Origin of the sequence: Sphingomonas sp. (assembly GCA_019635535.1) — a bacterium.
In the GTDB taxonomy this organism is placed as follows: domain Bacteria; phylum Pseudomonadota; class Alphaproteobacteria; order Sphingomonadales; family Sphingomonadaceae; genus Allosphingosinicella.
In genome coordinates this window covers 331,555-353,577 of the sequence record JAHBZH010000001.1, presented here as the reverse complement: position 1 = coordinate 353,577, position 22,023 = coordinate 331,555, and the positions used below count along the sequence as shown (strand labels likewise).

The following is a 22,023-nucleotide window of genomic DNA, read 5'->3' as shown; positions in this document are numbered from 1 at the left end:
AAAGGAGCCCGGCGCGATGATCCGCGCCGGGCTCCCCGCCTCCCATTCGGGAAAACGCCTTAGCGAAGCAGGCTCAGCACATTCTGCTGGCTCTGGTTCGCCTGGGCCAGCATGGCGGTCGCCGCCTGGCTCAGGATCTGCGCCTTGGCGAGGTTGGTCGTCTCGGCCGAGAAATCGGCGTCCTCGATCCGCGACCGCGCGTCGGTCAGGTTGGTGACGTTGTTGGTCAGGTTGTTGACCACCGACTCCAGGCGGCTCTGGCCGGCGCCCAGCTTGGCGCGCAGTTCGGCAACCGTGGTCAGCGCGTCGTCCAGCGTCTCCAGCGCGGTGGAGGCGTCGGCCGCATCGCTGATGTCGATGGCATCGATGCCGAGATCCAGCGCCTCGAACTCGATATCGACGGTCTCGCCGGCATTGGCGCCGACTTGGACCGTGATCGTGTCCGCACCCGAGCCGAACAGCTCGACGCCGTTGAACTTGGCGTTGGTGATGATGTCGTCGATCTGCGTGAGCAGCGCGTCGACTTCGACCTGGAGATTGGCCCGGTCGTCGTCGGAATAGGTGCCGCTGGCGCTCTGGACGGCCAGTTCGCGGATGCGCTGCACCATGTTGGTGACTTCGGACAGAGCGCCTTCGGCGGTCTGCGCCATCGAAATGCCGTCATTGGCATTGCGGATGGCCTGGCTCATGCCGCGAATCTGCGACGTCATCGAGCTCGCGATCGCGAGGCCGGCGGCGTCGTCCTTCGAGGTGTTGATGCGCTTGCCGCTGGAGAGACGCTCCATCGCGACCTGCAGGGCCTGATTCGCGACCCGGCTGCCATTCTGCGCGCGCAGGGCGGCAGTGTTGGTGTTGATAACGGTCATTGTCGGTTCCTTTCCCGCTCATTCGAGGCTGCCGGGGTCGTTCCCAAGCGTGCCACGATTGCAGTAACGACCGCGCGTTTCGGGCTTTTAATTTCATTTTGTTCGCGTGTCGGTTTTTCGACGCTGGGTCCGTCGATCCGCCGACACTGGGCCGAGCCGGATTGCTCGTGCGCGAGGAAGGCGTGAGGACTGGCAAAACTGGCACGCTGCTTGCTTCCATTTGGCCGACCTAATCCGGGGATGGTTGATGATCGGAGTGAGCGAGACGGTAGCGAAAGCCAATCCCACGCTGGCCGCATGGCTGGAGGGGGCAGGTTTCGCTGTCGTGCGCTTTGCCGCCGACACCGGTTGGGCCGAAGACCCCGCCATTCGTGCTCCGGAGGAAGCCGATGCCGCGAAGCCGGGTGATCTGATCGTCGATTTCGGCGCTGCGCCGGCCCTGACCCGCGCCACCGCGACTTCCCCTGCGCGTCTATCCTTCGGCCAGGACGATCTCGCCTTCGGCAATGCGATGGCCGCCGAGCTGGTCCGGCCCGCTCGACGCCCCGCCTGCGGCGAGCCCGCGAGCGCCCGGACAATCGAATTCGCCGAACGGATCGCCGTCAGCGACGCCTCCGTCCTGCTGCTCGGCGAAACCGGTACCGGCAAGGAGGGCATGGCCCGCTACATCCACGCCGTATCGCCGCGCGCGAAGGGGCCGTTCACGGCGGTCAATTGCGCCGCGCTGCCCGAAACGATGCTGGAGGCGATCCTGTTCGGTCACCGCAAGGGCAGCTTCACGGGCGCCAGCGGCGACGGGGAAGGCCTGTTCCGCGCTGCGGACGGCGGCACGCTGCTGCTCGACGAGATCGCCGAGATACCGCTGCCCCTCCAGGCCAAGCTGCTGCGCGCGCTCCAGGAGCGCGAGATCCTTCCGGTCGGGGCCGTCCGGGCGGAGCCGATCGACGTGCGCGTCATCGCCTGCGCCAATCGCGATCTGGCCGCCGAGGTCGAAGCCGGCCGTTTCCGCGCCGATCTCTACTGGCGGCTCAATGTCGTCCCGGTGAACCTGATGCCGCTGCGCGCGCGCCGGCTCGACATCCGCGCGATCGCCGCCGCCATGCTGCTGCGCCATTGCCCGGCCGGCATGATTTTGCCGTTTCCGACCGCCGCGGCGATGGACCGGCTGATGAACCATGTCTGGCCCGGCAACTGCCGGGAGCTGGAAAACGTCATTCAACGCGCGCTGCTGCTGCATGCCGGCGAGCGCATCCACGCGCCCGATCTGATCATCGACCGCGCCGCAATGCCGCGCCCCGCCGTCGCCATGTCGCTCGAGGATGCCGCGCGCTCGGCCGAGGCGGAGGCGATCCGCGCCGCGCTCGAGGAAGTCGGCGGCCATCGCGTCCATGCCGCGCGCCGCCTCGGCATCAGTGAACGAACCCTGCGCTACCGGCTCGCCGAAATGCGCGCCGTGGCCGCCTAGGAGCAAAAGAGATGTCCATCGAAGCCAGCCGATTGATGGCGCTGCGATCCGCCATCCTCGAACAGAACAGCGCGCTGCAGCGCGCCGCCGGGATGGGCGGCGCCGGCGGCGCCAGCGAGGCGGGCGGTGCGCCGGCCGCCGGCGGTTTCGGCGACGCGCTGCGCAGCGCCGTCTCCCGCGTCAATGAAATGCAGGCGCAGTCCTCGGCGATCACCGAGGCCTACGAGCGTGGCGAAACCACGGACATCGCCGCCGTCATGCTGGCCCGCCAGCAGGCGTCGATCGGATTTGAGGCGACCCTCCAAGTCAGGAACCGACTCCTGACCGCCTACAAGGACATCATGAGCATGCCGGTGTAACATGAGCGACACGACCGCAAACGATCTGGCCCTGAGCCCCGCCCGTCCGCTGGCGAGCGCCGCCCCCGCGGCGCCCAACCCGCTGAACGGCGTCGTTCAGAATGCCCGCAACCTGATGGCGCAGCCGGCAGTCGCGAAAAGCCTGCCGCTGCTGGGTTTCCTGGCGCTCGTCGCGCTTGCCGCGATCGTCTGGATGACGGTCAGCGCCGCGCCCAGCCGCACGCTCTTCGCCGGCCTGGCCGACGAGGAGAAGGCCGCCGCCGTCGAAGCGCTCAACAGTGCCGGCGTCGCCAGTTCGATCGACCGGTCGACCGGGTCGATCACGGTTTCGGAGGACGATTATCACCGCGCGCGGATGCTGCTCGCGTCGCGTGGGCTGCCGCGCGGCGGCCAGGATGGCAGCGAGGTCATCACCGGCATGCCGCTCGGCGCCAGCCGCGCGGTCGAATCGGAGCGCATCCGCGCGGCGCGCGAGCTGGATCTCGCGCGCACGATCGAAGGCATCGACGCCGTCCAGACGGCGCGCGTCCATCTCGCGGTGGAATCGCCGAGCGTCTTCGTCCGCAACCGGGCGGAGCCGGCCGCGTCGGTGATGCTCTCGCTTTATCCCGGCGGTTCGCTGGGCGATTCCCAGGTGCAGGCGATCGTTCATCTCGTCGCCTCCTCGGTACCTGGCCTCTCGCCGGACGGCGTTTCGGTGGTGGACCAGAATGGCCGCCTGCTGTCGCGTTCCGGCGGCGAGGGCGCCGCCGCCGAGCGCCAGATCGCGGTACAGAACGCTGTCGAAGACCGCTACCGCCGTGCGATCACGACCTTGCTGACGCCGATCGTGGGCAGCGACAATTTCACCACCGAGGTCCATGCGGAAATGGACTTCTCGGAAGTCCAGTCGACCCGCGAAGGCTTCCCGGCCGACGCCCGCGCGCTGCGCAGCGAGGAAGGCCAGCTGTCCACCGACACCAGCGGCGGCGGCGGCGCTCCGGGGGGCATTCCGGGTGCGCTTTCCAACGAGCCGCCGCCGGCCTCCGAGGTCGCGGCCGCGCCGGGCGGCACGATCGTGCCGCAGCCTGCCGAGGGCGATGCGGGCGCGGCCGCCGTCGCCAATGGTCGCCGGACCGAGAATTACAATCGCAGCTTCGCGGTCGGCCGCGAGGTGTCCGTGACGCGCCAGCAGACCGGCGTCGTCAAGCGCCTCACCGTCGCGGTCGCCCTGCGCAACCCCGAAGGTGCGCGTCCCCGCAGCCAGCAGGAGCTCCAGTCGCTCGAGCAGCTCGTCAAGGGGGCAGTCGGTTTCGACCAGCAGCGCGGCGATGTCGTGGCGCTGTCCGCCCGGAATTTCGCCGCGGCTGCGGAGGCGCAGACGGGCTGGATGGACACCGCCGAGAGCGTCTGGTCCTCGCCGCTCACCCGCAACGTCACCGCGCTCATCGTCGCGCTCATCGTGGTGTTCGGCATCGGCCGGCCGATGATGAAGAAGACGACCGCCGCCTTGGCGGCGCGCGCCGAGACCAAGCGTACGGAACGCAGCCAGGTCGGCGGCGAGATCGCGACCGCGCTGGCCGACCGCGCCCGCGCCGATCACGACATGAAGGTGTCGCTGGAAATGATCGAGGCCTCGCGCGACTACGAGACCCGTGCCGCCTTGATCCGCACCTTCGTCCGCCAGGATCCCGCCCGCGCCGCCCTGGTGGTGCGCGACCTGATCCGCGCCGATGGCGGCAAGGAGGCCTGAGCCATGGACAATGTGATGGAAGCGCAGACCGCCGCCGAGCCGAATGGCAGCGAGGCCGCCGCGATCCTGCTGATGATGCTGGGCGATGCCGAGGCGGCGGAAATCCTGAGCCATCTCGAACCGCACGAGGTCCAGCATCTGGGCAGTGCGATGTTCGGCGTCGCCGACGTGTCCGAGAACGAGGTCGAGCAGGTCTTCCACACCTTCATGGGCCGCGCCAAGGCGCGCACCACGATCGGCTTCGGCGCCGCGCCGCGCATCCGCGCGGTGATGGAGCATGCGCTGGGCGCCGAGCGCGCCGAGAACGTGCTCGCCCGCATCACCCCGCCGACCCGCAGCCGTGCGCTCGATGCGCTGCGCTGGATGGACGCCAAGACGATCGCGGCCCTTATCGAGTACGAGCATCCGCAGATCGCTGCGGTCGTGCTTGCCCATCTGGAGCCGCCGGCCGCCGCCGACGTGCTCCAGCTCCTGCCCGCCGAGCAGCAGCCCGACATCGTCTACCGCATCGCCAAGCTGGAGGCGGTGACCGCCGAGGCGATGGCGGAGCTCGAAAAGATCCTTGTGCGCGAAGTCGCACGCGTCTCCTCATCGCCCGCCACGGTGCGCGGTGGCGCCAGCGAGGCGGCGAAGATCATGAACAACCTGCGCCCCGGCTCGGACCAGCGCATCATCCGCACGCTCGGCAAGGTCGATCGGCAGCTCGCGGCGCGGATCGAGGATGAGATGTTCATCTTCGAGAATCTCAACGAGCTGGACGAGAAGAATCTCGGCATCCTGCTGCGCAACGTCGAAAGCGAGATCCTGGTCGTGGCGCTCAAGGGCGCGGACGAGAAGCTGCGCGAGAAGATGCTGGGCTGCATGTCCGGCCGCGCCGCCGATTCGATCCGCGACGAGATGGCCGAGCGCGGCCCGATGCGCCTCGCAGAGGTACACGAGGCGCAGAAGGAAGTGCTCGCCACCGCGCGGCGCCTGTCTGACGCTGGCACGATCATGCTCGCCGGCCGGGGCGACGATTATGTCTAGGTTGATGCGGGGCGGCGGCACGGCCGCGAACGACGAGCCGACCAGCCTGGGCAGCTTCGTGCTGCGCCGTGCCAATGCCGGCTTTCGCGTGCGTGGCTCCGGTGATAGGCCGGACTCGCGCGTCGATATCGACATGCCGCCGATGACGCCGGAGCAGGAGCGGTTGCGCGCCCGCTCCGATGCCTATGAGCAGGGCGTGGCGGAAGGCCGCCGCACCGTAGAGGCTGAATTCGCCGCCGAGCGCGACGCGCTGATCCGCTTGGTCGGTGCGTTGGAAGTGCTGAAGCCCGAGCCGACCAATGCGCTGGCGCTGCTGCTCGCCGAAACCGTGGACCGGCTGGTCCGCGACACGGTCGGCGAGGTCGAGGTCGACGCCGCCCGGCTGCTTGCGCGGGCCAAGGCCGCCGCAGCCCTGATCGGCGAGAATGTCGAGCCTTCGAAGTTGCGCGTCCATCCCGACGACATTGCCTATCTCGCGCCCGCTGATCTGGAGTTGGCGCTGGAGGGCGATCCTTCGCTGCCGCGCGGCAGCCTTGTTCTGGAAACCGGCCATGGCTGGGTCGAGGACGGCCCGGAAATCCGGCTGGAGCGGCTGCGCGCCGCGCTCGACAAGATGGCGGCGCCGCAATGAGCGCGCTGATGGCCGAGGCGCGCAACCTGCTGGCGCGGATCGATACCGGCGAGGACGGGCCCCGCCGCGTGGGCCGGCTCGCCGCCTATGACGGGCTGATGCTGGAGGCGACCGGCTTCAAGCGGCCGGTCGGCTCCGGTGCGCGCATCGTCGCGGCCGACAATCATGTCGCGCGTGCGGAAGTGGTCGGCTTTCGCGGCGATCGCACCTTGCTGATGGCGCTGGACGGCGATGCGGCCCATGCCAATGGGGCGCGGGTCGAGCCGGACGCGAGCTCCTCGATGGTCGAGGTCGGCCCCTCGCTGCTCGGCCGCATCGTCGATGGTCTCGGTCAACCGCTGGACGGCCTGGGGCCGATCGCGGCCACCGACAAATGGCCGCTCGCCGGCCGGCGGGGCAATCCGCTCGATCGCGCCCGCGTCACTGCACCCTTCGACACGGGCGTGCGCGCGGTCAATGCCTTGCTCACCGCGGGCGTCGGCCAGCGCATCGCGATCGTCGCCGGCTCCGGCGTCGGCAAGTCGGTGCTGATGGGCCAGATGATCGCCGGTGCCGATGCCGACGTGATTGTCGTCGGCCTGATCGGCGAGCGTTCGCGCGAGGTCAGCGACTTCCTCGCCACCAAATTGCCGCCGCAGGTGCGCCGCAAGGCGGTGGTCGTCGCGGTGCCGGCCGATCATGCGCCGCTGCTGCGGCTGCGCGCCGCGATGCGGGCGACCGCGATCGCCGAGGACTTCCGCGCGCGCGGGCTCAAGGTGCTGCTCCTGCTCGACAGCCTGACCCGCGTCGCCCATGCCCAGCGCGAGATCGGCCTGTCGCTGGGCGAGCCGCCGACCGTGAAAGGTTATCCGCCCTCCGCGCTCGGCCTCATCCCCAAGCTGGTCGAGCGGGCCGGCGCCGACGCGCAGACCGGCGGTTCGATCACCGCGCTCTACACCGTGCTCGCCGACGGCGACGACACCAACGATCCGATCGTCGATGCCGCGCGCGCGATCGTTGACGGGCATATCATCCTCTCGCGCTCGCTCGCCGAGCAGGGCGTCTATCCGGCGATCGACGTCGGCCGTTCACTGAGCCGCGTCATGGCCGATATCGCCGCGCCCGATCATGCGGCGGCGGCCAAGGCGCTGCGCCGCTTGTGGTCGGCTTATGAGGAGAATCGCGATCTCATCCTCATGGGGGCCTATGCGGCGGGCGGCGATCCTTTGATCGACGAGGCGATCCTGCGTCGTCCCGAAATCCTCGATTTCCTGCGCCAGGCGCCGGGCGAACGCGCGCCCTTCGCCGATTCCGTCGCGGCGCTGACCGGGCTGATGACGTCATGAACGGGCTCGTCAGCCAGCGCCAGCGCATCGTGAGGGTGCGCAAGATCCAGCACGGCCTGGCCGCCAGCGCGGCGGTCGAGGCGGCGAATCGCGTGGCGATGCTGGAGATGAACCAGGCGCGCCTCGCGCGCATGCGCAGCGATTTGCGGCCCGCCGAGGGCGCGACCACCGGCGCCGCGCTGGCGCGGGTGGGCGAGCTGGCGATGCGGCTCGACGCCGCCCGCCACGGCCTTGGCCCGACGATCGAAACGGCGCGCGCGCTCGCCGCCTCGCTGATGGGCGAGCAGCATGCCGCCCGGCGCGATCAGGAGAGCGCCGAGAAACTGGAGCAGGTCGCGATCGGCCTGGCCGAGGAGCTGGCCGAGCGCCGGCTGCAACAGAATGCGCGCCGGCCCGGCCGCGCCAATCGGGGAGAACAGGAGTGATGGCATCGGTCCCGAACATGCGAACCGCCTTGCCGCCGGCCGTGCCCGGCGCCGCTGCGCCCGCCGAAGGCGAGGGCGGCGATGTCTTCGCCAGCCTGCTTTCAATCGTACCGTCCGGCGAGACGATCCTGGATGGCCCTGGCCTGCCCGATGCGGACGTGCCGGTCTTCGACGCGCAGGTCCGCCCCGTGACGGACGGCGAAACTGTGTCGGCCGGCCAGGAAGACGAAGCTGGCGATGCGGCAAATGCGGCCGACGAGGCCGAGGATGACGGCGCCGCGCCGCAAGCCTTCACCCCGGCCGCCGATGTCATTCCGATCCTGCAGGCCCAGGCTGGCTATCCCGTCACGGTCACGGTCGCGATGCCCGCGCAGACGCCGGCACCGGTGTCGACGGATGCCGAATTGCTGGCCGCGCAGGTGCAGATTCCCGCCGCGCCTGTCCCCCTAAAGCCTGTTGTGGCCGAGGCATCGGCACCTGCGGTGCCAGGTGAGGGGAAGGCGTCGAAATCCGTGCCGCAACCGACTGTGCCGATCTCCGCGTCGCCCGGTCACGACGGCGAAACGCCCGAAAGCGATGCGCCTGTCTTGCCTCAGCCGGTCAAGGCCGCGCTGAAGGCGGCCCTGGCGCGAGCGAAAGCGGGGCAGGCGGAAGCCGCAGAGGCGCCGGCCGGGATCGTCAAAGCGGGTCGGCCGGTGGCCGCGAAGGCTACCCCCAGCGCGTCGGCGTCAACCCCCGCGATCCAGACGCCGGCACCGTCAGTTCCGGTACAGGCCCAGCCCGTTTCCGCCGTCGCCGCGCCGATCGCCACCGATTCGACCGTGCAGCCTGCGCCGGTGCAGCGCGCCGCGGCGCCGCTGCCGCCGCCGGCCGATCAGGCGATCGAACGCGAGCTCGATCTCGCCCATGACAGCGAATGGCTGGATCGCCTGGCGCGCGACATCGTCCGCTCCGGCGCGAATGACGGCCCGATGCGCTTCAGGCTGCATCCGCAGACGCTGGGTCATCTGCGCATCGAGCTGACGCAAGGCGATAATGGCACGAATGTACGGCTCATCGCGGAAACCGAGGCGGCGCGCGCGATCATCGCGGATGCCCAGCCCCGGCTGTTGCTGGAGGCGCGCGCGCAGGGCGTGCGCATCGCCCATGCCGAGGTCGACCTTGCCGGCACCGGTCACCAGGCGTCCGGCGATCCGCGGCGTCAGGAGGACGGACGCCAACCCAATTTCATCCGTACCGCGCGCGGCGTGGGTCTCGATGCCGCTCCGGTGGCCGAGCCCGGCCGCGCCAGTTCAGACCGATACGCCTGAAGGAGGCGAAAATGAGCGATACCCCGAACGAAGCCGCCGAAGCGCCCGTCAAGAAGAAGGGCGGCAAGCTGAAGAAGATCGTCGTGCTCCTGTTGCTGCTGATCGTGATCGGCGGCGGCGGCGCGGCCGGCGGGCTCTATGCCATGAATGGCTCGATCTTCGGCGGCGGCCATGCCAGCCAGGAAGATCCGAACGAACCCAAGCTGGTACTGCGCGAGGGCGTCAGCGAGTCCGCGGCGACAGAAGCGCGTGAGCGTGCCCGCGCGCCCAATGGCCGTCCGGACCCCCGCATCTTCAAGGCCACCTATATTCCGATGGAAGGAGCGTTCACGTCGAACATGCGCGGCGGCGATTCCTTCGTGCAGATCGGTTTGGGCGTTTCCACCTATTACGACCAGCGCGTCGCCGAGCGTTTGGCGACTCACGACATGGCCGTTCGCTCGGCGATATTGCTGGCGCTGTCCGAACAGGACCCGGTCGCGATCTCCACTGTCGCCGGCAAGGAAGCGCTTAAGGAGGAGTTGCGAAACGCGATAAACAACGTGTTAACCAATCGGGAAGGTTTCGGCGGCATAGACGACGTGTACTTCACGAGTTTCGTCACGCAATGACCGACAAACCGACCCTTTCGGGCGAAGAAATATCGGCCCTCATGAGCGGAGCTGGCGACAGCGAGGCCGGCGGCGACGCGCCGCCGGGCTCGACCCGGCCGTTTCCGTTCGGCGGCGAGGCCGGTCGCCCGATGGCGGTCCTGCCGGCGGTCGATCGGCTGAACGAACGGATGGTCCGCCGCGTGCGCGACCTGATCGAGGGCTTTTCCCGGGTCAAATCCCAGGTCGCGGTCGAACCGACCGTGGTGCGCGGCTTCGCCGACTGGCAGGCCGAGCAGAACGAGTTCGCCAGCCTCAGCCTCTACGGCTTCAAGCCCATGAAGGGCGCGATCATGGTCCGGCTGGAGCCGGAATTCATCGGCCGGCTGGTCGATGCCTATTATGGCGGCGCCGGCGATGCGCCGACCCGCCGAATGCGCGAATTCACACCCACCGAGGAAAATCTTGCCGTCCGGATCGCCGACAGCCTGGCAGCGGCTCTGGGTCAAGTCTGGTCGGAAGTCGTGCCGGTCCAGCCGCAATTCCGTTCGCGCGAGACCCATGCCGGCTTCGCCGCGCTCGCCAAGCCCGAAGAGGCGGTGGCGGTTTCGCAATTCACCATCTCGTCCTGGCCGGAGCAGCCGGCGACGGTCGAGATTCTCTACCCCGTGTCGGGTCTGCGCTCGCTCGAGCATATGCTCGTCGCCAAGCCCTCCGACGAGGCCGGCTTCACCGGCGGCGACTGGCGCCGTCGGATGAACGCCGCCGTCGGCGAGGTCCGCATCCAGGCACGCACCGTGCTGGCGCGCCCCGAACTGCCGCTGTCGGAGCTGATGCAGCTGCGCGCCGGCGATGTCATTCCGGTCAGCCTGCCGGCGCATGTGCCGCTCATCGTCGAGGGCAGGCGCTTCGCGATCGGGACGATCGGCGAGCATGACGGGCGTGCCGCGCTCAAAATCGAAAAGGTCGAACAGAGGAGGTTCGTGTCGTGAAGGAAGCCCAGGATATCGTCGAGGCCAGCCCGCTGGACGAGGCGCTGGGGCGCCGCAATTACGGCCTGCTCGCGGACATCCCCGTCCGGCTCTCGGTCGAGGTCGGCAGCACCGCGCTCAAGCTTTCCGAGCTGATGGATCTCGCCGAAGGCAGCGTCGTCGAGCTGGACCGCCAGAGCCACGAACTGCTCGACATCATGGCCAACGGCACATTGATCGCCAAAGGCGAGGTGGTGACCGTCAACGGCCGCTTCGGCATCCGCGTGGTCGAGGTCGTCGCGCTAGAGGCGCTCGGCCCGGGCGACGAGCGTCGGAAATGATGACCGCCTATCTCCTGAAGCTCGTCATTCTCATCCCCCTCGTCGCGGGGCTGGCCTATGGCGCGCTTTACCTGTGGCGCAAGCTGCAGCCCGGCATGGCCATGGGCCAGCGCGAGCGTCTGGTGAAGCTGGTCGATGCGGTGCCTCTGGGCGCCACCGGCCGCCTCGCCGTCGTCGAGTTCGGCGGCAAGAACCTCCTGATCGCCGTCTCGCGCGGCGGCGTCCAGCTCCTCTCGGAAAGCGGAGCGGAGCCGTCGCATCATGACTGAGGCGCTGATCCGGGTCCGGCGTGCCGGACCCATATTCCTGATCCTGCTCGCTGTCGCGGCACTGTTCGCCGCGGTGCCGGCCTTCGCCCAGGCGGGCGGCCAGCCCGGCGCGCTCGATCGCGCGCTCGGCGAGGTCGCCGGCGACGGCCGCCCGCTCTCGCTCAGCTTGCAGATCCTGCTGTTGATGAGCCTGCTGACGGTGCTGCCGTCGATCCTGCTCATGATGACCAGCTTCACCCGGATCATTATCGTGCTGTCGATCCTGCGCACCGCGATCGGTCTCCAGCAGACGCCGCCGAACCAGGTGCTGGTCGGCCTCGCCCTCTTCCTCTCGCTGTTCGTGATGCGTCCGGTGGTCGATCAGATCAACGAGACCGCCTATACGCCTTATGGCGCAGGCCAGATCGGCATCGAGGAAGCGGTGTCGCGCTCCGGCACGGTGCTGCACGGTTTCATGATCCGCCAGACGCGCGAGACCGACCTGCGCCTGTTCGCCGATCTCGCCGGCGTCGAGCGGTTCGAATCGCCGCAGGCGGTGCCCTTCTCGATCCTGCTGCCGGCCTTCGTCACCAGCGAATTGAAGACCGCCTTCCAGATCGGCTTCCTCATATTCCTGCCCTTCCTGATCATCGATCTCGTCGTCTCGTCGACCCTGATGTCGCTGGGCATGATGATGCTCTCGCCGACGATCGTGTCGATGCCGTTCAAATTGCTGTTGTTCGTCCTCGTCGACGGCTGGGCGCTCACCATGGGGTCGCTCGCCGCATCCTTCGCGGGGGGATGACATGGACAGCTCGGCCTATTTCATCGGCGTCGCGCAGCAGGCGCTCTGGGTCCTGGCGCTGGCTTCGGCGCCGATCCTGATCCCGGCGCTGGTCGCCGGCCTCGTCCTCGGCATGTTCCAGGCCGCCACCTCGATCAACGAGGCGACGCTGACCTTCGTGCCGAAGCTCATCGTGGTGGGCATCTGTCTCGCCATTTTCGGCGGCGCGATCCTGATGCTGATCGCCGATTTCACCCAGGACATCTTCGCGCGAATCCCCGAGCTGACGCGATGATCCCGACGGCGTTCGCGACCATAGAGGCGCAGCTCTGGCTGTGGATGGTCGCGATGCTGCGGCCGGGCGCCGCGATGCTGGCCGCGCCGATCTTCGGGTCGCCCGCCGTCCCGGTCCAGCTCCGCCTGATCGTCGCGCTCGCGCTCGGTATTCCTGCGCTCGGCGCCACCCAGTTCGTCCTGCCCGCAGACGGCCTTGCCTCGTTCGAGGGCGTGCTGCTGATCGCCGGCGAGATCATGGCCGGCCTCGCCATCGGTTTCGCGGTGCAGATCGGCTTCGCCGCCGCGGTGATCGCGGGCGAAGTGATCGGCAACGCGATGGGCCTCGGCTTCGCGGCGATGGTCGATCCATCGAGCGGACAGAGCAATCCGGTGGTCGGCCAGTTCCTCTCGATCGTCGCGACGTTGCTGTTCCTCGCCATAGGCGGGCATCTCGCATTGGCGGTGACGATCGTCGAAAGCTATCGCGCCCTGCCGCCCGGCGATGCCTGGATGAGCCAGGAAAGCATTCGCGGCCTCGTCTTCTTCGGCAGCGTGCTCTTTTCCGCCGGCCTCTCGATCGCGCTGCCGGTCGCCTTCGCGATCGTGCTCGTCCAGATCATGATGGGCGTGCTGGCGCGCTCGGCGCCGCAGCTCAACCTGTTCGCGGTTGGCTTTCCCGCGGCCCTGCTCGCCGGGGTCGTGCTGCTTGCCATCGCTGCGCCAGTGCTGGGCGAAGGCATTGCCGGCGCGATCAGGCTCGGCCTGGAACAATCGCGCCTGCTGGCGATGGGGGGCTGAGCCATGTCCGAAAATGCGGACAAGGACCAGAAGACAGAAGCCCCGACTCCGAAGCGGCGTCGCGACGCCGCGGAGAAGGGCGATGTCCTCCAGTCGCGCGAGCTCGGCACCGCCCTGGTCGTGATCGGCGGCGCGATCTGGATCGCGCTGGCCGGGCCGATGATGATCGGCGCGCTGGAGATCATGATCGTCGATGCGCTGAGCTTCGACGTTTCGGACATCCGGAATTTCGATCCAGGCAGCGCCACGGTGCGGCTGCTCGGCATCATCGTGCTGCCGATCGCCGCTTTGTTCGGGGTGACCCTGGTCGCCGCGATCGGGACGCCGGCGATGCTCGGCTCGTTCGGCTTCCGCAGCAAGGCGATGGCGTTCAAGGGCAACAAGCTCAATCCGCTCACCGGCATCAAGCGGATATTCGGGATGCAGGGGCTGATCGAGCTGGGCAAGTCGGTCGCCAAGGTGCTGCTGCTGGGCTCGGTGGCGATCTGGGTGATCGTCAGCAACCTGCCGACGATGGTGGGGCTGACTTCGCAGGACATCCGGCCCGCCATTTCGGACATTGGCGGCATCTTCGTCATTGCCGTGCTCGTCATGGGCATGGCGTTGGCGGTGATCGCCGGGATCGACGTGCCGGCGCAGATGTACCAACGCTTCCAGCGGCTGAAGATGACCCGCCAGGAGACGAAGGAGGAGCACAAGCAGACCGAAGGCGCGCCGGAGCTGCGCGCCGCCGTCCGCCGCCGCCAGCTCGAGACCGCGCGCAATTCGGCGCGGGGCGCGATGGCCGAGGCAACCGTCGTGCTCACCAACCCGACCCATTTCGCGGTCGCGCTGCGCTATCGCCAGGGCATGGATTTCGCACCGGTCGTGGTCGCGAAGGGCCGCGGCGTTACCGCCGAGGCGATCCGCGAGCTCGCCGCCGAGCACGACGTGCCGATGCTCTCCTATCCGCAGCTCACCCGCGCCCTCTATTATACCAGCCAGCCAGGCCAGATCATCCGCGAGGATCTCTACATGGCGGTGGCGACGGTGCTCGCCTTCGTGTTCAACCTCGAAGCCACGCTCAAGGCCGGCAACCAGCCGCCGCCGATCGAGCTGCCGCCCGAAATGCGCTTCGACACCGAAGGCCGACCGGAAGCTTAAACGCCGCCGCGCCGCGCCGTTATCGAGTGTGCAAGAAACTCGAAAGGCGGTGGGGTGAGCGACGCGGCGCGACATCGGCGATTCACGCTTGAGGAGGTCGAGCGCCTTCTGGCGATGGCGAACCGGATCGGCGTTCCCGTCGAGCCCTGGGTCGACCAGCTCGCGCGCGAGCTGCGCGTAGAGCATTCGAACGCCGCCCAGGACGGCGCCGAAATGGCCGGCCGGATGCGCTCCGATCCGGGCCGGTCGCTACGCGCGCAGACCCGCATCGACCCGAGTACGCTGCACATGCTGAAAAGCTGAATTTTCCACCCCGTTTTCGCTAAAGAATCCGCCGTCCGCGCCGTTCCTTTCACATGAACGGCAAGGACGTTTCTGACATGAGCACTTCCTCCATCGGTTTTGCGCTCGGCGCTGGTTCCGGCCTCGACATCAAGTCGCTGGTCGATGGTCTGGCAGCTGCCGCCAAGGCGCCCAAGGAAGCGCTGATCGTCAAGCGTGAGCAGGCCAATGCGGCCAAGGTTTCGACCCTGGCCTCGGTCAGCAACGCGATCGACTCCTTCGCGGCGGCACTGTCCGGGCTGATCTCCGGCGGCAGCCTGTTCAGCCAGCCCAGCGTTTCTGATCCGAGCGTCTTCACCGCCGTCGCCAAGCCCGGCGCGCGGATCGGCAATCTCTCCGCATCGGTCGAGGTTATGCAGATCGCCCAGGCGCAGACGGTGGCATCCGTGCCGCTCGCCAATCGCGCCGATCCGGTCGGCCAGGGGGAGCTCACGATCACCACGGCGAGCGGCAGCTTCACGGTCACGATCGACGAGGCGAACGACAATCTCGATGGCCTGGCCCGTGCGATCAACGCCAGCGGTGCCGGCGTCACGGCGAGCGTGGTGACGGGCGTCGACGGCGCCCGGCTCGTGGTCAAGGGCGCGACCGGTGAAGCCAATGCCTTCACCCTTTCGGTGCCGGACGGGACGGACAGCGGCCTGGAGCGGTTCGCATTCGGCCCCTCGGTCGTCGGCGGCATGACCCAGGCTCAGCCGGCGCAGGACGCCGTCGTCGTCGTCGACGGCGTTCAGGTTCGCCGCGCCACCAACAGCTTCAGCGACCTGATCGACGGCGTGCAGATCGACCTGAAGCGCGCCGCGCCCGGCCAGGCGGTCGCGGTGGGCGTGACCCGCCCGACCGAGGCGATCGGCCAGGCCGTACAGGATTTCGTCGCGGCCTATAACGAGCTGATGGCGATGATCGCGGAGGCGACCCGCCCCGGCGTCAACGGCGAAGGCGGGCCCTTGCGCGGCGATCTCGGCCTGCGCGAGATGCAGCGCCAGCTCGCCCAGCTGCCCTCGACGATGCTGGCGAGCGAAGGCACCGGCCCCAAGACCCTGGCCGAAATCGGCGTGCGCACCAATCGCGACGGCACGCTCGGCGTCAATGTCGGGCAGCTCCAGCAGGCGCTGGCAAGCGATCCGGACGGGGTGGAGGCCCTGTTCAATCCGACACAGCACAGCTCCAGCGCATTCCTGACGATCAAAAGCGCGATGGGCAGCGTCAAGCCGGGCGTCTACACGGTCGCCGACGTCGTGCCGGCCGTTGACGGCAATCCGGCCTCGGGCATGCTGAACGGCGTCGCCATGACCGGGGTCGGCGTCAATCTGGTGGCGCGGGCGGGTTCGCCGGCGATCGGCCTGATCCTCGGCGTCGGCGGCGCGGTCGGCAGCGCGACGATCACTATCGATCCGGGCCTGGGCGGCGCGCTGCAGGGCATCCGCGATGCGCTGCGCGCCCGGGGTGGCCCCTTCGAGGGCAGCAACGACCGGCTGCGCGCCGAGGCGAAGAAGATCGCCGAAGACCGCGAGCAGCTCGAAACGCGCTCCGACAAATATTACAACCAGCTGCTGAGCACCTTCACGTCGATGGAGCGGCGCGTATCGTCCTTCAAGGCGACCCAGTCCTATCTCGATCAGCAGATCAAGATGTGGACCAACGGTCGGGATTGATCCGGAAACCGTAAAGTCCGGCATGAAAAACATGTTGCGGGAGTGAGTGATGTACATGTCGCGGGGGAAATTCGTGGCCGCCAAGGCGAGCTATCAAAGCGTGGACCTGGCCAGCCGGATCGACGGCGCCAGCCCGCACCAACTCGTGCAGGTCATGTACGAGGAGCTCTTGAAAGCGATTGACGCGATGGCGGTGGCGACGCGGCGCGGCGATTTCGTCCAGCGCAATGCGCGCCAGTCGCGCGCGCTCGCCATCCTCACCGGGCTAGAGACCAGCCTCGACTTCGAGAAGGGCGGGGAGATTGCACGCGGGCTGGTCGCTATCTATCGTGAGGCGCGCCGCCTGCTCGTCGCTGCCGGACGCGAGAACGACGCCGACAAGATCGGTCAGGCACGCGACATGCTGTTCGAGATCGCGAGTGCCTGGGATGCGCTCGCGAAGCAGCCCGCCGACTGAGCGGTCGCGGCCTCAGGCCGCCTTCACCTCATATTTGCGCATTTTCTCGATCAGCGTCGTGCGCTGCAATGAGAGCATCCGCGCGGCATCGGCGACGACGCCGTCCGAAATGGTGAGCGCTTCCTCGATATAGCGACGTTCGATCTCGGCGAGCATGTCGCGTAGCGCGACCGGCTGACCGGCTGCCAGCTCGCTTGTATCGGCGATCTCGACTTCGGCGCGGATCGGCACGACGACGTCTTCGTCTTCGTCGGCCTGGGGCTCGGCCTTTTGCGCTGCGGTGGTGATGCGATTGGTGGCTTCCCAGAGCGCGGCGCGCTCGATCGCGCCGACCCGGCCGCGGCGCAGCAGCAGCGAGGCGGCCTCGTCCGCTCCGACCGGCCGGCCGGCGAACAGGATGCAGGCCCGCTCGACGAAATTACGCAGCTCGCGCACATTGCCGGGCCACCCATGATCGGCGAGCCGCGCCAGAGCGGCCGGCGCAAAGCTCATGCCAGTGGCGCGCTTGCCTTGCTTGTCCAGGAAGTGCTGCACCAGCAGCGGAATGTCCTCGATCCGCTCGGAAAGCGGCGGAATGTCGATCGGGAAGACGGCGAGGCGGTAGAATAGGTCCTCGCGGAATTTGCCATCGTCGATCGCGCGGTCGATGTCGCGGTGCGTGGCGGCGACGATGCGCACGTCCACCTCGATGTGGCCGCGCCCGCCAACCCGCTGCACGGCGCGCTCCTCGAGCACGCGCAGCAGCTTCACCTGCATGTCGGCCGGCATGTCGCCGATCTCGTCGAGGAAGAGGGTGCCGCCATGGGCCTCCTCGAATTTGCCCTTGTGCTGGGCATGGGCGCCGGTGAACGAACCCTTCTCGTGCCCGAACAATTCGGATTCCAGCAATTCGCGGGGGATGGCGCCGCAATTGACCGCGACGAAGGGCTTGTCGCCCCGGCCGCTCGCCGCATGGATCGCCTGGGCGACCACTTCCTTGCCGCTGCCGGACGGGCCGGTCAGCAGCACCGAAGCCTCGCTCGGCGCGACATGGCGAATGAGATTGCGAAGCGCGAGGATCGCCGGCGTTTCGCCGATCACCATCGCTTCCGGACCGGATGCGACCACGTTCACCGTCACTGGGCCGCGTCCGCCGAGCGGAAGCCATCATTGCTGGTCACGAAATCCCCCCGGTCGCGAATTAAGTTGCTGTGGGGTCATATCTGAAGGACAATGGTTAACAGCCTCTTTACGCTGCGGCGTTTGCCATGAGCCAAGCGTGCGGAGGCACCGCCAAATCGTTACCGACGCGTCATGATTGCAATGATAGCGATGGCAAGGGGGTGGTGCCCAGGGGCGGGATCGAACCACCGACACCGTGATTTTCAGTCACGTGCTCTACCAACTGAGCTACCTGGGCGTTCCGGCGAATGCGGAAGCGGCGCCTATAGAGGCGGGTCGGCGTGCCTGTCCAGCCCCTCGCTGTCCACCGCGTCCTCGGCCGGCGGGCCGGGCACGCGATAAGCGTCGCCGAGCCAGTTCAAAAGGTCGCGGTCGCGGCAGCCCTGCGAGCAGAAGGGGCGGAAGGCTTGAGCCGCCAGCTTCCCGCAGAGAGGACAGGCGTCAGTCTTGGGAACGGTGGACATACCCGGTCGATATGGCGCGCCCGGGCTCGGCCCGCAAGGCGAGCGCGACGCCGGTGCGGCGGGACAGCAGCGCGATCCAGTCGGGTCGCGCTTCGATATACGCGATGACGGACGGCGCGGCCTGTACGATCAGGCCGCCGGTTCCCTCCGCCCGCTCGGCGCGCCGGAGCAGCGCCCGCGCCGTCGCGCCGGCGGGATCGGCGCGCACGATTTCCGGCAATGACGCACGGGTCCGGCGGCGGACGATCTGGAGAAAGCCGAAGCCGTTGACCGCGGTACGTTCGAAGGGCTGAGGCAAAACGGCGTCCAATGCCGCCGCCGCGCGCTGGCGCGCCGCCCGGTCGGGCAGGGTCGGCAGGTCGATGCCGATCGAGCCGCCGATACCGAAGCGCCGGATCGAGCGGCCCGCCGCCGCTGCGCCGGCTTCGGCCAGCTCGGCCGGAGGCAGCACGCCATCGACATCGAACAAGGTTATGGCGGGCGTCGGGCTCATCCGCAGCGCGCCGCCGGTAAAGGCGATTTCGCCGGTGGCGGCTTCCTCCAGCAATTCGGACCAGCTAGCCGCCTCGAACGGATCGCCGCCATGTGTCGGCCGAGCCACCGTCCCGATCCGCTCAAGCAAAGTGGGGCCGGGCCGCGGCGCATCGTCCGTCGCGCGGACGATGGCGCGCTTGGCATGGCCGGGCTCCGGCATCGCCTCGCGCACGATCTCTGCATGAAAGGTCGCGCCTTCGGTGAGGCCGGGCGGCAGCGGCTCGATCAATGCTTCTACCCCGCCGTCCAGCACGGCAATGCCGCGCCGGCGCGGGATCAGGGTCTGGACGAGGCGCGCGGGGATCACCGTGCCCACATTGAAAGGTGCGGGCAGTTCGATCGCGGCTTCGAGGATCGCGCCATCCTCGACCAGGATCGCGCGATTCTCGCCGATCCCTTCCTCATAGAACCACTCAGCCAAAATCGTAGCCCGCCGCTTCGAGCAGGGCGCGGGTTTCGAACACGGGCAGGCCGACCACGCCCGAATGGCTGCCGGCCAGATAGCGGACATAGGCTTCGGCGAGGCCCTGAATTGCATAGCCGCCGGCTTTGCCCATGCCTTCGCCGCTGGCGACGTAGCGGTCGATCTCGCGATCACTGAGCCGCTTGAAGGTGACAATGGTGTCGGACAGGCGCGTGCGAGGACGTCCGTCCGCGCCGATCACGCAGACAGCGGAATAGCAATGATGGCGCCGTCCGGAGAGCAGGGCCAACATTCGGCGGAGGTCGCCTTCGTCGTCTGGCTTGCCGAGGATGCGTCGCCCGACCGCGACAGTGGTGTCGCCGGCCAGCACGATCTCGTCCGCGGCGCGATCGACCGCCGCCGCCTTCTCAGCCGCGAGGCGCAGCACATAGGGGCGCGGCAGCTCGCCGGGATGCGGTTCCTCGTCGATTTCGGGCGACGCCAACCGATCGGGCACGACGCCAATCCGCGCGAGCAGTTCGCGGCGGCGGGGTGAGGAGGAAGCGAGGACGAGCCGCATCATGCGGTGCCCCGCTACTTGAAACGGTATGTAATCCGACCCTTGGTCAGATCGTAGGGCGTCAGCTCGACCAGAACCTCGTCACCGGTCAGCACGCGGATGCGGTTCTTGCGCATCTTGCCGGCGGTATGGCCCAGGATCTCGTGGCCGTTCTCCAGCTTCACGCGGAACATGGCGTTAGGCAGCAGCTCGACCACCTGCCCGCGCATTTCGAGAAGTTCTTCCTTGGCCATTCACATCCCAGCTAGCTTCATTTGAGCGGGCCGCGTTTAGCCGCTGGGCCCGGAAATGGAAAGCCCGGCCATCGCGGCATTGTCGGGGCACTTCAATCCGGTGGATTGTGCTGCATCAAGAAGCGACGCGCTTCCTCCAGCAATTGCAGCCGGTCGGCCTCAAGCGGGAGGTTGTGGGTATTGCGGGGCTGTTCGATATAGACGAAGTCGCGGCCTTCCACCTTACCCGCGGCGCGCAGCCGCCGAACGAGTCCGCGCGACTGCGCGACCGGTACGCGCTGGTCGCGCGCGCCATGGACGATCAGGATCGGAGCGGAGAATTGTCCGGCATTGCGCGCCGGCGAAATGTCGGACAACCGGGTCGCGGCGCTGCCGATATATTGCGACCCGTAGCGGCCTAGATAGTTGCGGTCATAGGCGACCATATCCGGCAAATCGTGCACGCCCGCGCCGCTGATCGTGCAGCGGTAGCGGTCGCCGTCGCGCTGCGCCGCCCGGGAAGCGGCATAGCCGCCATAGGACCAGCCGAACATGCAGACGCGGCCCGGATCGGCGATGCCCTCGGCGGCAAGATGATTGACCGCGTCGTTGAGATCGTCCTGCATCCGCATGCCCCAATTGCCGTCGGACGCCGCCTCCCATTCCTGGCCATAGCCGCTCGATCCGCGGAAATTGGGCTGGATCACGGCATAGCCCATCTCCGCAAGCGGCTGCGCCCAGATGTCCCATGTCTCATAATCCCGCGCCCAGGGGCCGCCATGCGGCAGGACGATCAGCGGCAGATTGCGCGCCTCCCGGAGCCGCGGCAGGGTGAGCACGGCCTCGATCGTCTGACCATCGCTGGCGCGATAGCGGATGGTGCTCACCGGGTTCAGGCTGGTGTCGCGAATCTCGGTGTTGACCCAGCCGATATGACGCACATCGCCCGTCTGGGTCCGGTACAGATAGAAGCCGCCGGGCTGGCTGGGTGCGGCGACTCGCACGACGATATTCTCGCGCGCGCGATCGGCGGACGTGATCGTTGCGTTTCCGGCCCCGAACGCTTCGTCCAGAACCGACTGGATTTCGCGCAAACGCGTGTCGAACCAGTGGCGCACCGGGCGATGCCGCAGTTCGACGACGCCATCGAGGGCATCGCCGTTCGGATTGGTCAGGACTCCCTCGAGATCATAGCCCTCGACGCTGTGCACCATCCTGCCGAATTCCATCGTTTCCAGATCGAGCTCGTACAGCGCATTGAAACCGCTGTGACGGCTCAGCGCCAATGCCCGGTCGCCGGGGAGGAAAATCTGCGGCAGCGGCGGCTCCGCATAACGCTCCGTCCGCTGGCGGATGATCGTTCTGAAAGCGCCGGTTCCGCCAGAACGATAGAGCGCGGTCACCCGTCCGGTCGTGCGATCGAAGGACGTACCGAGCCGGATATTGCCTTCGCCATCGGCGCTCCAGCCTGAAACCAGACGCTGCGGCGGCTGAACGACCCGATGGCGTCCCGTCGTGACGTCCACCTCGACGACCTCCGGATTGAACGTCCGCTCACCGCGCTCCATGGCGTAACGCTCGAGCAGGATGCGCGGCGGGCCGGATCTCGATGTCCAGATCACGCGGCCGGCGCTGAGAAAGGCACCGTCCCAGCCAAGGGGCGTCAAGCTGCGCGTTTGTCGATTGAAACCAACGACACGCACGACATCAACCGGTTGGCCCTGGAAATCCTGACGGGAAGCGAGCCATATCAGCAGGTTGTCGGGATCGGCCCAGGACCAGTTTATCGTGCGGATATCCTCGCGCCGGTCGAATTCGCCGTCGCGCGCGATGATCATGGGCCGGGCATTGGGCGTATCGAGCGGGATGATCGCAAGCACTTGCTCTCCGCCGGCGCGTATCTTGGTCGCTAGCGCCGTGCCGTT

At 68.0% G+C, this 22,023-nt stretch carries 26 protein-coding genes and 1 tRNA gene; 19 read left to right on the top strand and 8 right to left on the bottom strand.

What is annotated here, in order from left to right; translation table 11 throughout:
• Positions 1 to 59: 59 nt before the first annotated feature.
• A complete protein-coding gene (locus KF780_01875) occupies positions 60 to 866 on the bottom strand; it encodes a flagellin FliC (protein MBX3560535.1) in 807 nt (268 codons plus the stop codon).
• A 247-nt stretch (positions 867 to 1,113) separates the two neighbouring features.
• Between KF780_01875 and KF780_01870 the strand changes: the two genes are divergently transcribed.
• The 19 genes from KF780_01870 (at position 1,114) to fliS (ending at position 16,744) form a co-directional block, all read left to right on the top strand.
• Positions 1,114 to 2,331: a sigma 54-interacting transcriptional regulator gene (locus KF780_01870; protein MBX3560534.1), complete on the top strand. Its 1,218-nt coding sequence runs from the start codon at positions 1,114 to 1,116 to the stop codon at positions 2,329 to 2,331.
• A gap of 35 nt (positions 2,332 to 2,366) precedes the next feature.
• Positions 2,367 to 2,690 (top strand): flagellar hook-basal body complex protein FliE, encoded by a 324-nt coding sequence (gene fliE / locus KF780_01865; protein MBX3560533.1) that lies wholly within the window; start codon positions 2,367 to 2,369, stop codon positions 2,688 to 2,690.
• 1 nt (position 2,691) lies between these two features.
• Positions 2,692 to 4,422, top strand: coding sequence for a flagellar M-ring protein FliF (gene fliF / locus KF780_01860; protein MBX3560532.1), 1,731 nt, complete (start codon positions 2,692 to 2,694; stop codon positions 4,420 to 4,422).
• A gap of 15 nt (positions 4,423 to 4,437) precedes the next feature.
• Positions 4,438 to 5,448, top strand: coding sequence for a flagellar motor switch protein FliG (fliG, locus tag KF780_01855; protein MBX3560531.1), 1,011 nt, complete (start codon positions 4,438 to 4,440; stop codon positions 5,446 to 5,448).
• Positions 5,441 to 6,079 (top strand): hypothetical protein, encoded by a 639-nt coding sequence (locus KF780_01850; GenBank protein MBX3560530.1) that lies wholly within the window; start codon positions 5,441 to 5,443, stop codon positions 6,077 to 6,079. The genes fliG and KF780_01850 overlap by 8 nt, the downstream gene beginning before the upstream one ends.
• Positions 6,076 to 7,404 (top strand): FliI/YscN family ATPase, encoded by a 1,329-nt coding sequence (locus KF780_01845; GenBank protein MBX3560529.1) that lies wholly within the window; start codon positions 6,076 to 6,078, stop codon positions 7,402 to 7,404. The genes KF780_01850 and KF780_01845 overlap by 4 nt, the downstream gene beginning before the upstream one ends.
• Entirely contained in the window at positions 7,401 to 7,829 is a 429-nt protein-coding gene (locus KF780_01840) for a hypothetical protein (GenBank protein ID MBX3560528.1), read from the top strand. The genes KF780_01845 and KF780_01840 overlap by 4 nt, the downstream gene beginning before the upstream one ends.
• Before the next feature lie 41 nt (positions 7,830 to 7,870).
• A complete protein-coding gene (locus tag KF780_01835; protein MBX3560527.1) occupies positions 7,871 to 9,139 on the top strand; it encodes a flagellar hook-length control protein FliK in 1,269 nt (422 codons plus the stop codon).
• Between the two features lie 11 nt (positions 9,140 to 9,150).
• The gene (locus KF780_01830; GenBank protein MBX3560526.1) at positions 9,151 to 9,750 is read left to right on the top strand and encodes a flagellar basal body-associated FliL family protein; all 600 of its coding nucleotides are present in this window, start codon (positions 9,151 to 9,153) and stop codon (positions 9,748 to 9,750) included.
• Positions 9,751 to 9,791: 41 nt separating this feature from the next.
• Positions 9,792 to 10,721 carry a FliM/FliN family flagellar motor switch protein gene (locus KF780_01825; GenBank protein ID MBX3560525.1) on the top strand — a complete coding sequence of 310 codons (930 nt, stop codon included), beginning with the start codon at positions 9,792 to 9,794 and terminating at the stop codon, positions 10,719 to 10,721.
• On the top strand, positions 10,718 to 11,041 hold the full coding sequence (gene fliN, locus KF780_01820; GenBank protein MBX3560524.1) for a flagellar motor switch protein FliN: 324 nt from the start codon (positions 10,718 to 10,720) through the stop codon (positions 11,039 to 11,041). The genes KF780_01825 and fliN overlap by 4 nt, the downstream gene beginning before the upstream one ends.
• Positions 11,038 to 11,310 (top strand): FliO/MopB family protein, encoded by a 273-nt coding sequence (locus KF780_01815; protein ID MBX3560523.1) that lies wholly within the window; start codon positions 11,038 to 11,040, stop codon positions 11,308 to 11,310. Before fliN ends, KF780_01815 begins: the two co-directional genes overlap by 4 nt.
• Entirely contained in the window at positions 11,303 to 12,094 is a 792-nt protein-coding gene (fliP, locus tag KF780_01810) for a flagellar type III secretion system pore protein FliP (GenBank protein ID MBX3560522.1), read from the top strand. Before KF780_01815 ends, fliP begins: the two co-directional genes overlap by 8 nt.
• 1 nt (position 12,095) lies before the next feature.
• A complete protein-coding gene (gene fliQ / locus KF780_01805) occupies positions 12,096 to 12,368 on the top strand; it encodes a flagellar biosynthesis protein FliQ (protein MBX3560521.1) in 273 nt (90 codons plus the stop codon).
• Complete coding sequence (gene fliR / locus KF780_01800) at positions 12,365 to 13,147, top strand: flagellar biosynthetic protein FliR (protein MBX3560520.1); 783 nt, start codon at positions 12,365 to 12,367, stop codon at positions 13,145 to 13,147. Before fliQ ends, fliR begins: the two co-directional genes overlap by 4 nt.
• A 3-nt stretch (positions 13,148 to 13,150) precedes the next feature.
• Positions 13,151 to 14,290 carry a flagellar biosynthesis protein FlhB gene (locus KF780_01795; protein MBX3560519.1) on the top strand — a complete coding sequence of 380 codons (1,140 nt, stop codon included), beginning with the start codon at positions 13,151 to 13,153 and terminating at the stop codon, positions 14,288 to 14,290.
• Between the two features lie 54 nt (positions 14,291 to 14,344).
• Entirely contained in the window at positions 14,345 to 14,593 is a 249-nt protein-coding gene (locus KF780_01790) for a hypothetical protein (protein ID MBX3560518.1), read from the top strand.
• Positions 14,594 to 14,670: 77 nt separating this feature from the next.
• The gene (fliD, locus tag KF780_01785) at positions 14,671 to 16,287 is read left to right on the top strand and encodes a flagellar filament capping protein FliD (GenBank protein ID MBX3560517.1); all 1,617 of its coding nucleotides are present in this window, start codon (positions 14,671 to 14,673) and stop codon (positions 16,285 to 16,287) included.
• A gap of 49 nt (positions 16,288 to 16,336) precedes the next feature.
• The gene (gene fliS, locus KF780_01780) at positions 16,337 to 16,744 is read left to right on the top strand and encodes a flagellar export chaperone FliS (GenBank protein MBX3560516.1); all 408 of its coding nucleotides are present in this window, start codon (positions 16,337 to 16,339) and stop codon (positions 16,742 to 16,744) included.
• 12 nt (positions 16,745 to 16,756) lie between these two features.
• On the opposite strand, the gene KF780_01775 is transcribed toward fliS, so the two are convergent.
• From KF780_01775 to KF780_01745, 7 genes are all read right to left on the bottom strand, one after another.
• Positions 16,757 to 17,827 carry a sigma-54-dependent Fis family transcriptional regulator gene (locus KF780_01775; protein ID MBX3560515.1) on the bottom strand — a complete coding sequence of 357 codons (1,071 nt, stop codon included), beginning with the start codon at positions 17,825 to 17,827 and terminating at the stop codon, positions 16,757 to 16,759.
• A 240-nt stretch (positions 17,828 to 18,067) separates the two neighbouring features.
• Positions 18,068 to 18,143: transfer RNA gene (locus tag KF780_01770), tRNA-Phe, on the bottom strand.
• 25 nt (positions 18,144 to 18,168) lie between these two features.
• Positions 18,169 to 18,369 carry a DNA gyrase inhibitor YacG gene (gene yacG, locus KF780_01765; GenBank protein ID MBX3560514.1) on the bottom strand — a complete coding sequence of 67 codons (201 nt, stop codon included), beginning with the start codon at positions 18,367 to 18,369 and terminating at the stop codon, positions 18,169 to 18,171.
• Positions 18,347 to 19,324 carry a ribonuclease gene (locus KF780_01760; protein MBX3560513.1) on the bottom strand — a complete coding sequence of 326 codons (978 nt, stop codon included), beginning with the start codon at positions 19,322 to 19,324 and terminating at the stop codon, positions 18,347 to 18,349. Before KF780_01760 ends, yacG begins: the two co-directional genes overlap by 23 nt.
• Positions 19,317 to 19,886, bottom strand: coding sequence for a septum formation protein Maf (gene maf, locus KF780_01755; GenBank protein ID MBX3560512.1), 570 nt, complete (start codon positions 19,884 to 19,886; stop codon positions 19,317 to 19,319). Before maf ends, KF780_01760 begins: the two co-directional genes overlap by 8 nt.
• Before the next feature lie 14 nt (positions 19,887 to 19,900).
• Entirely contained in the window at positions 19,901 to 20,119 is a 219-nt protein-coding gene (gene infA, locus KF780_01750) for a translation initiation factor IF-1 (GenBank protein MBX3560511.1), read from the bottom strand.
• A gap of 92 nt (positions 20,120 to 20,211) precedes the next feature.
• Positions 20,212 to 21,978: a S9 family peptidase gene (locus KF780_01745; protein ID MBX3560510.1), complete on the bottom strand. Its 1,767-nt coding sequence runs from the start codon at positions 21,976 to 21,978 to the stop codon at positions 20,212 to 20,214.
• Positions 21,979 to 22,023 lie beyond the last annotated feature (45 nt).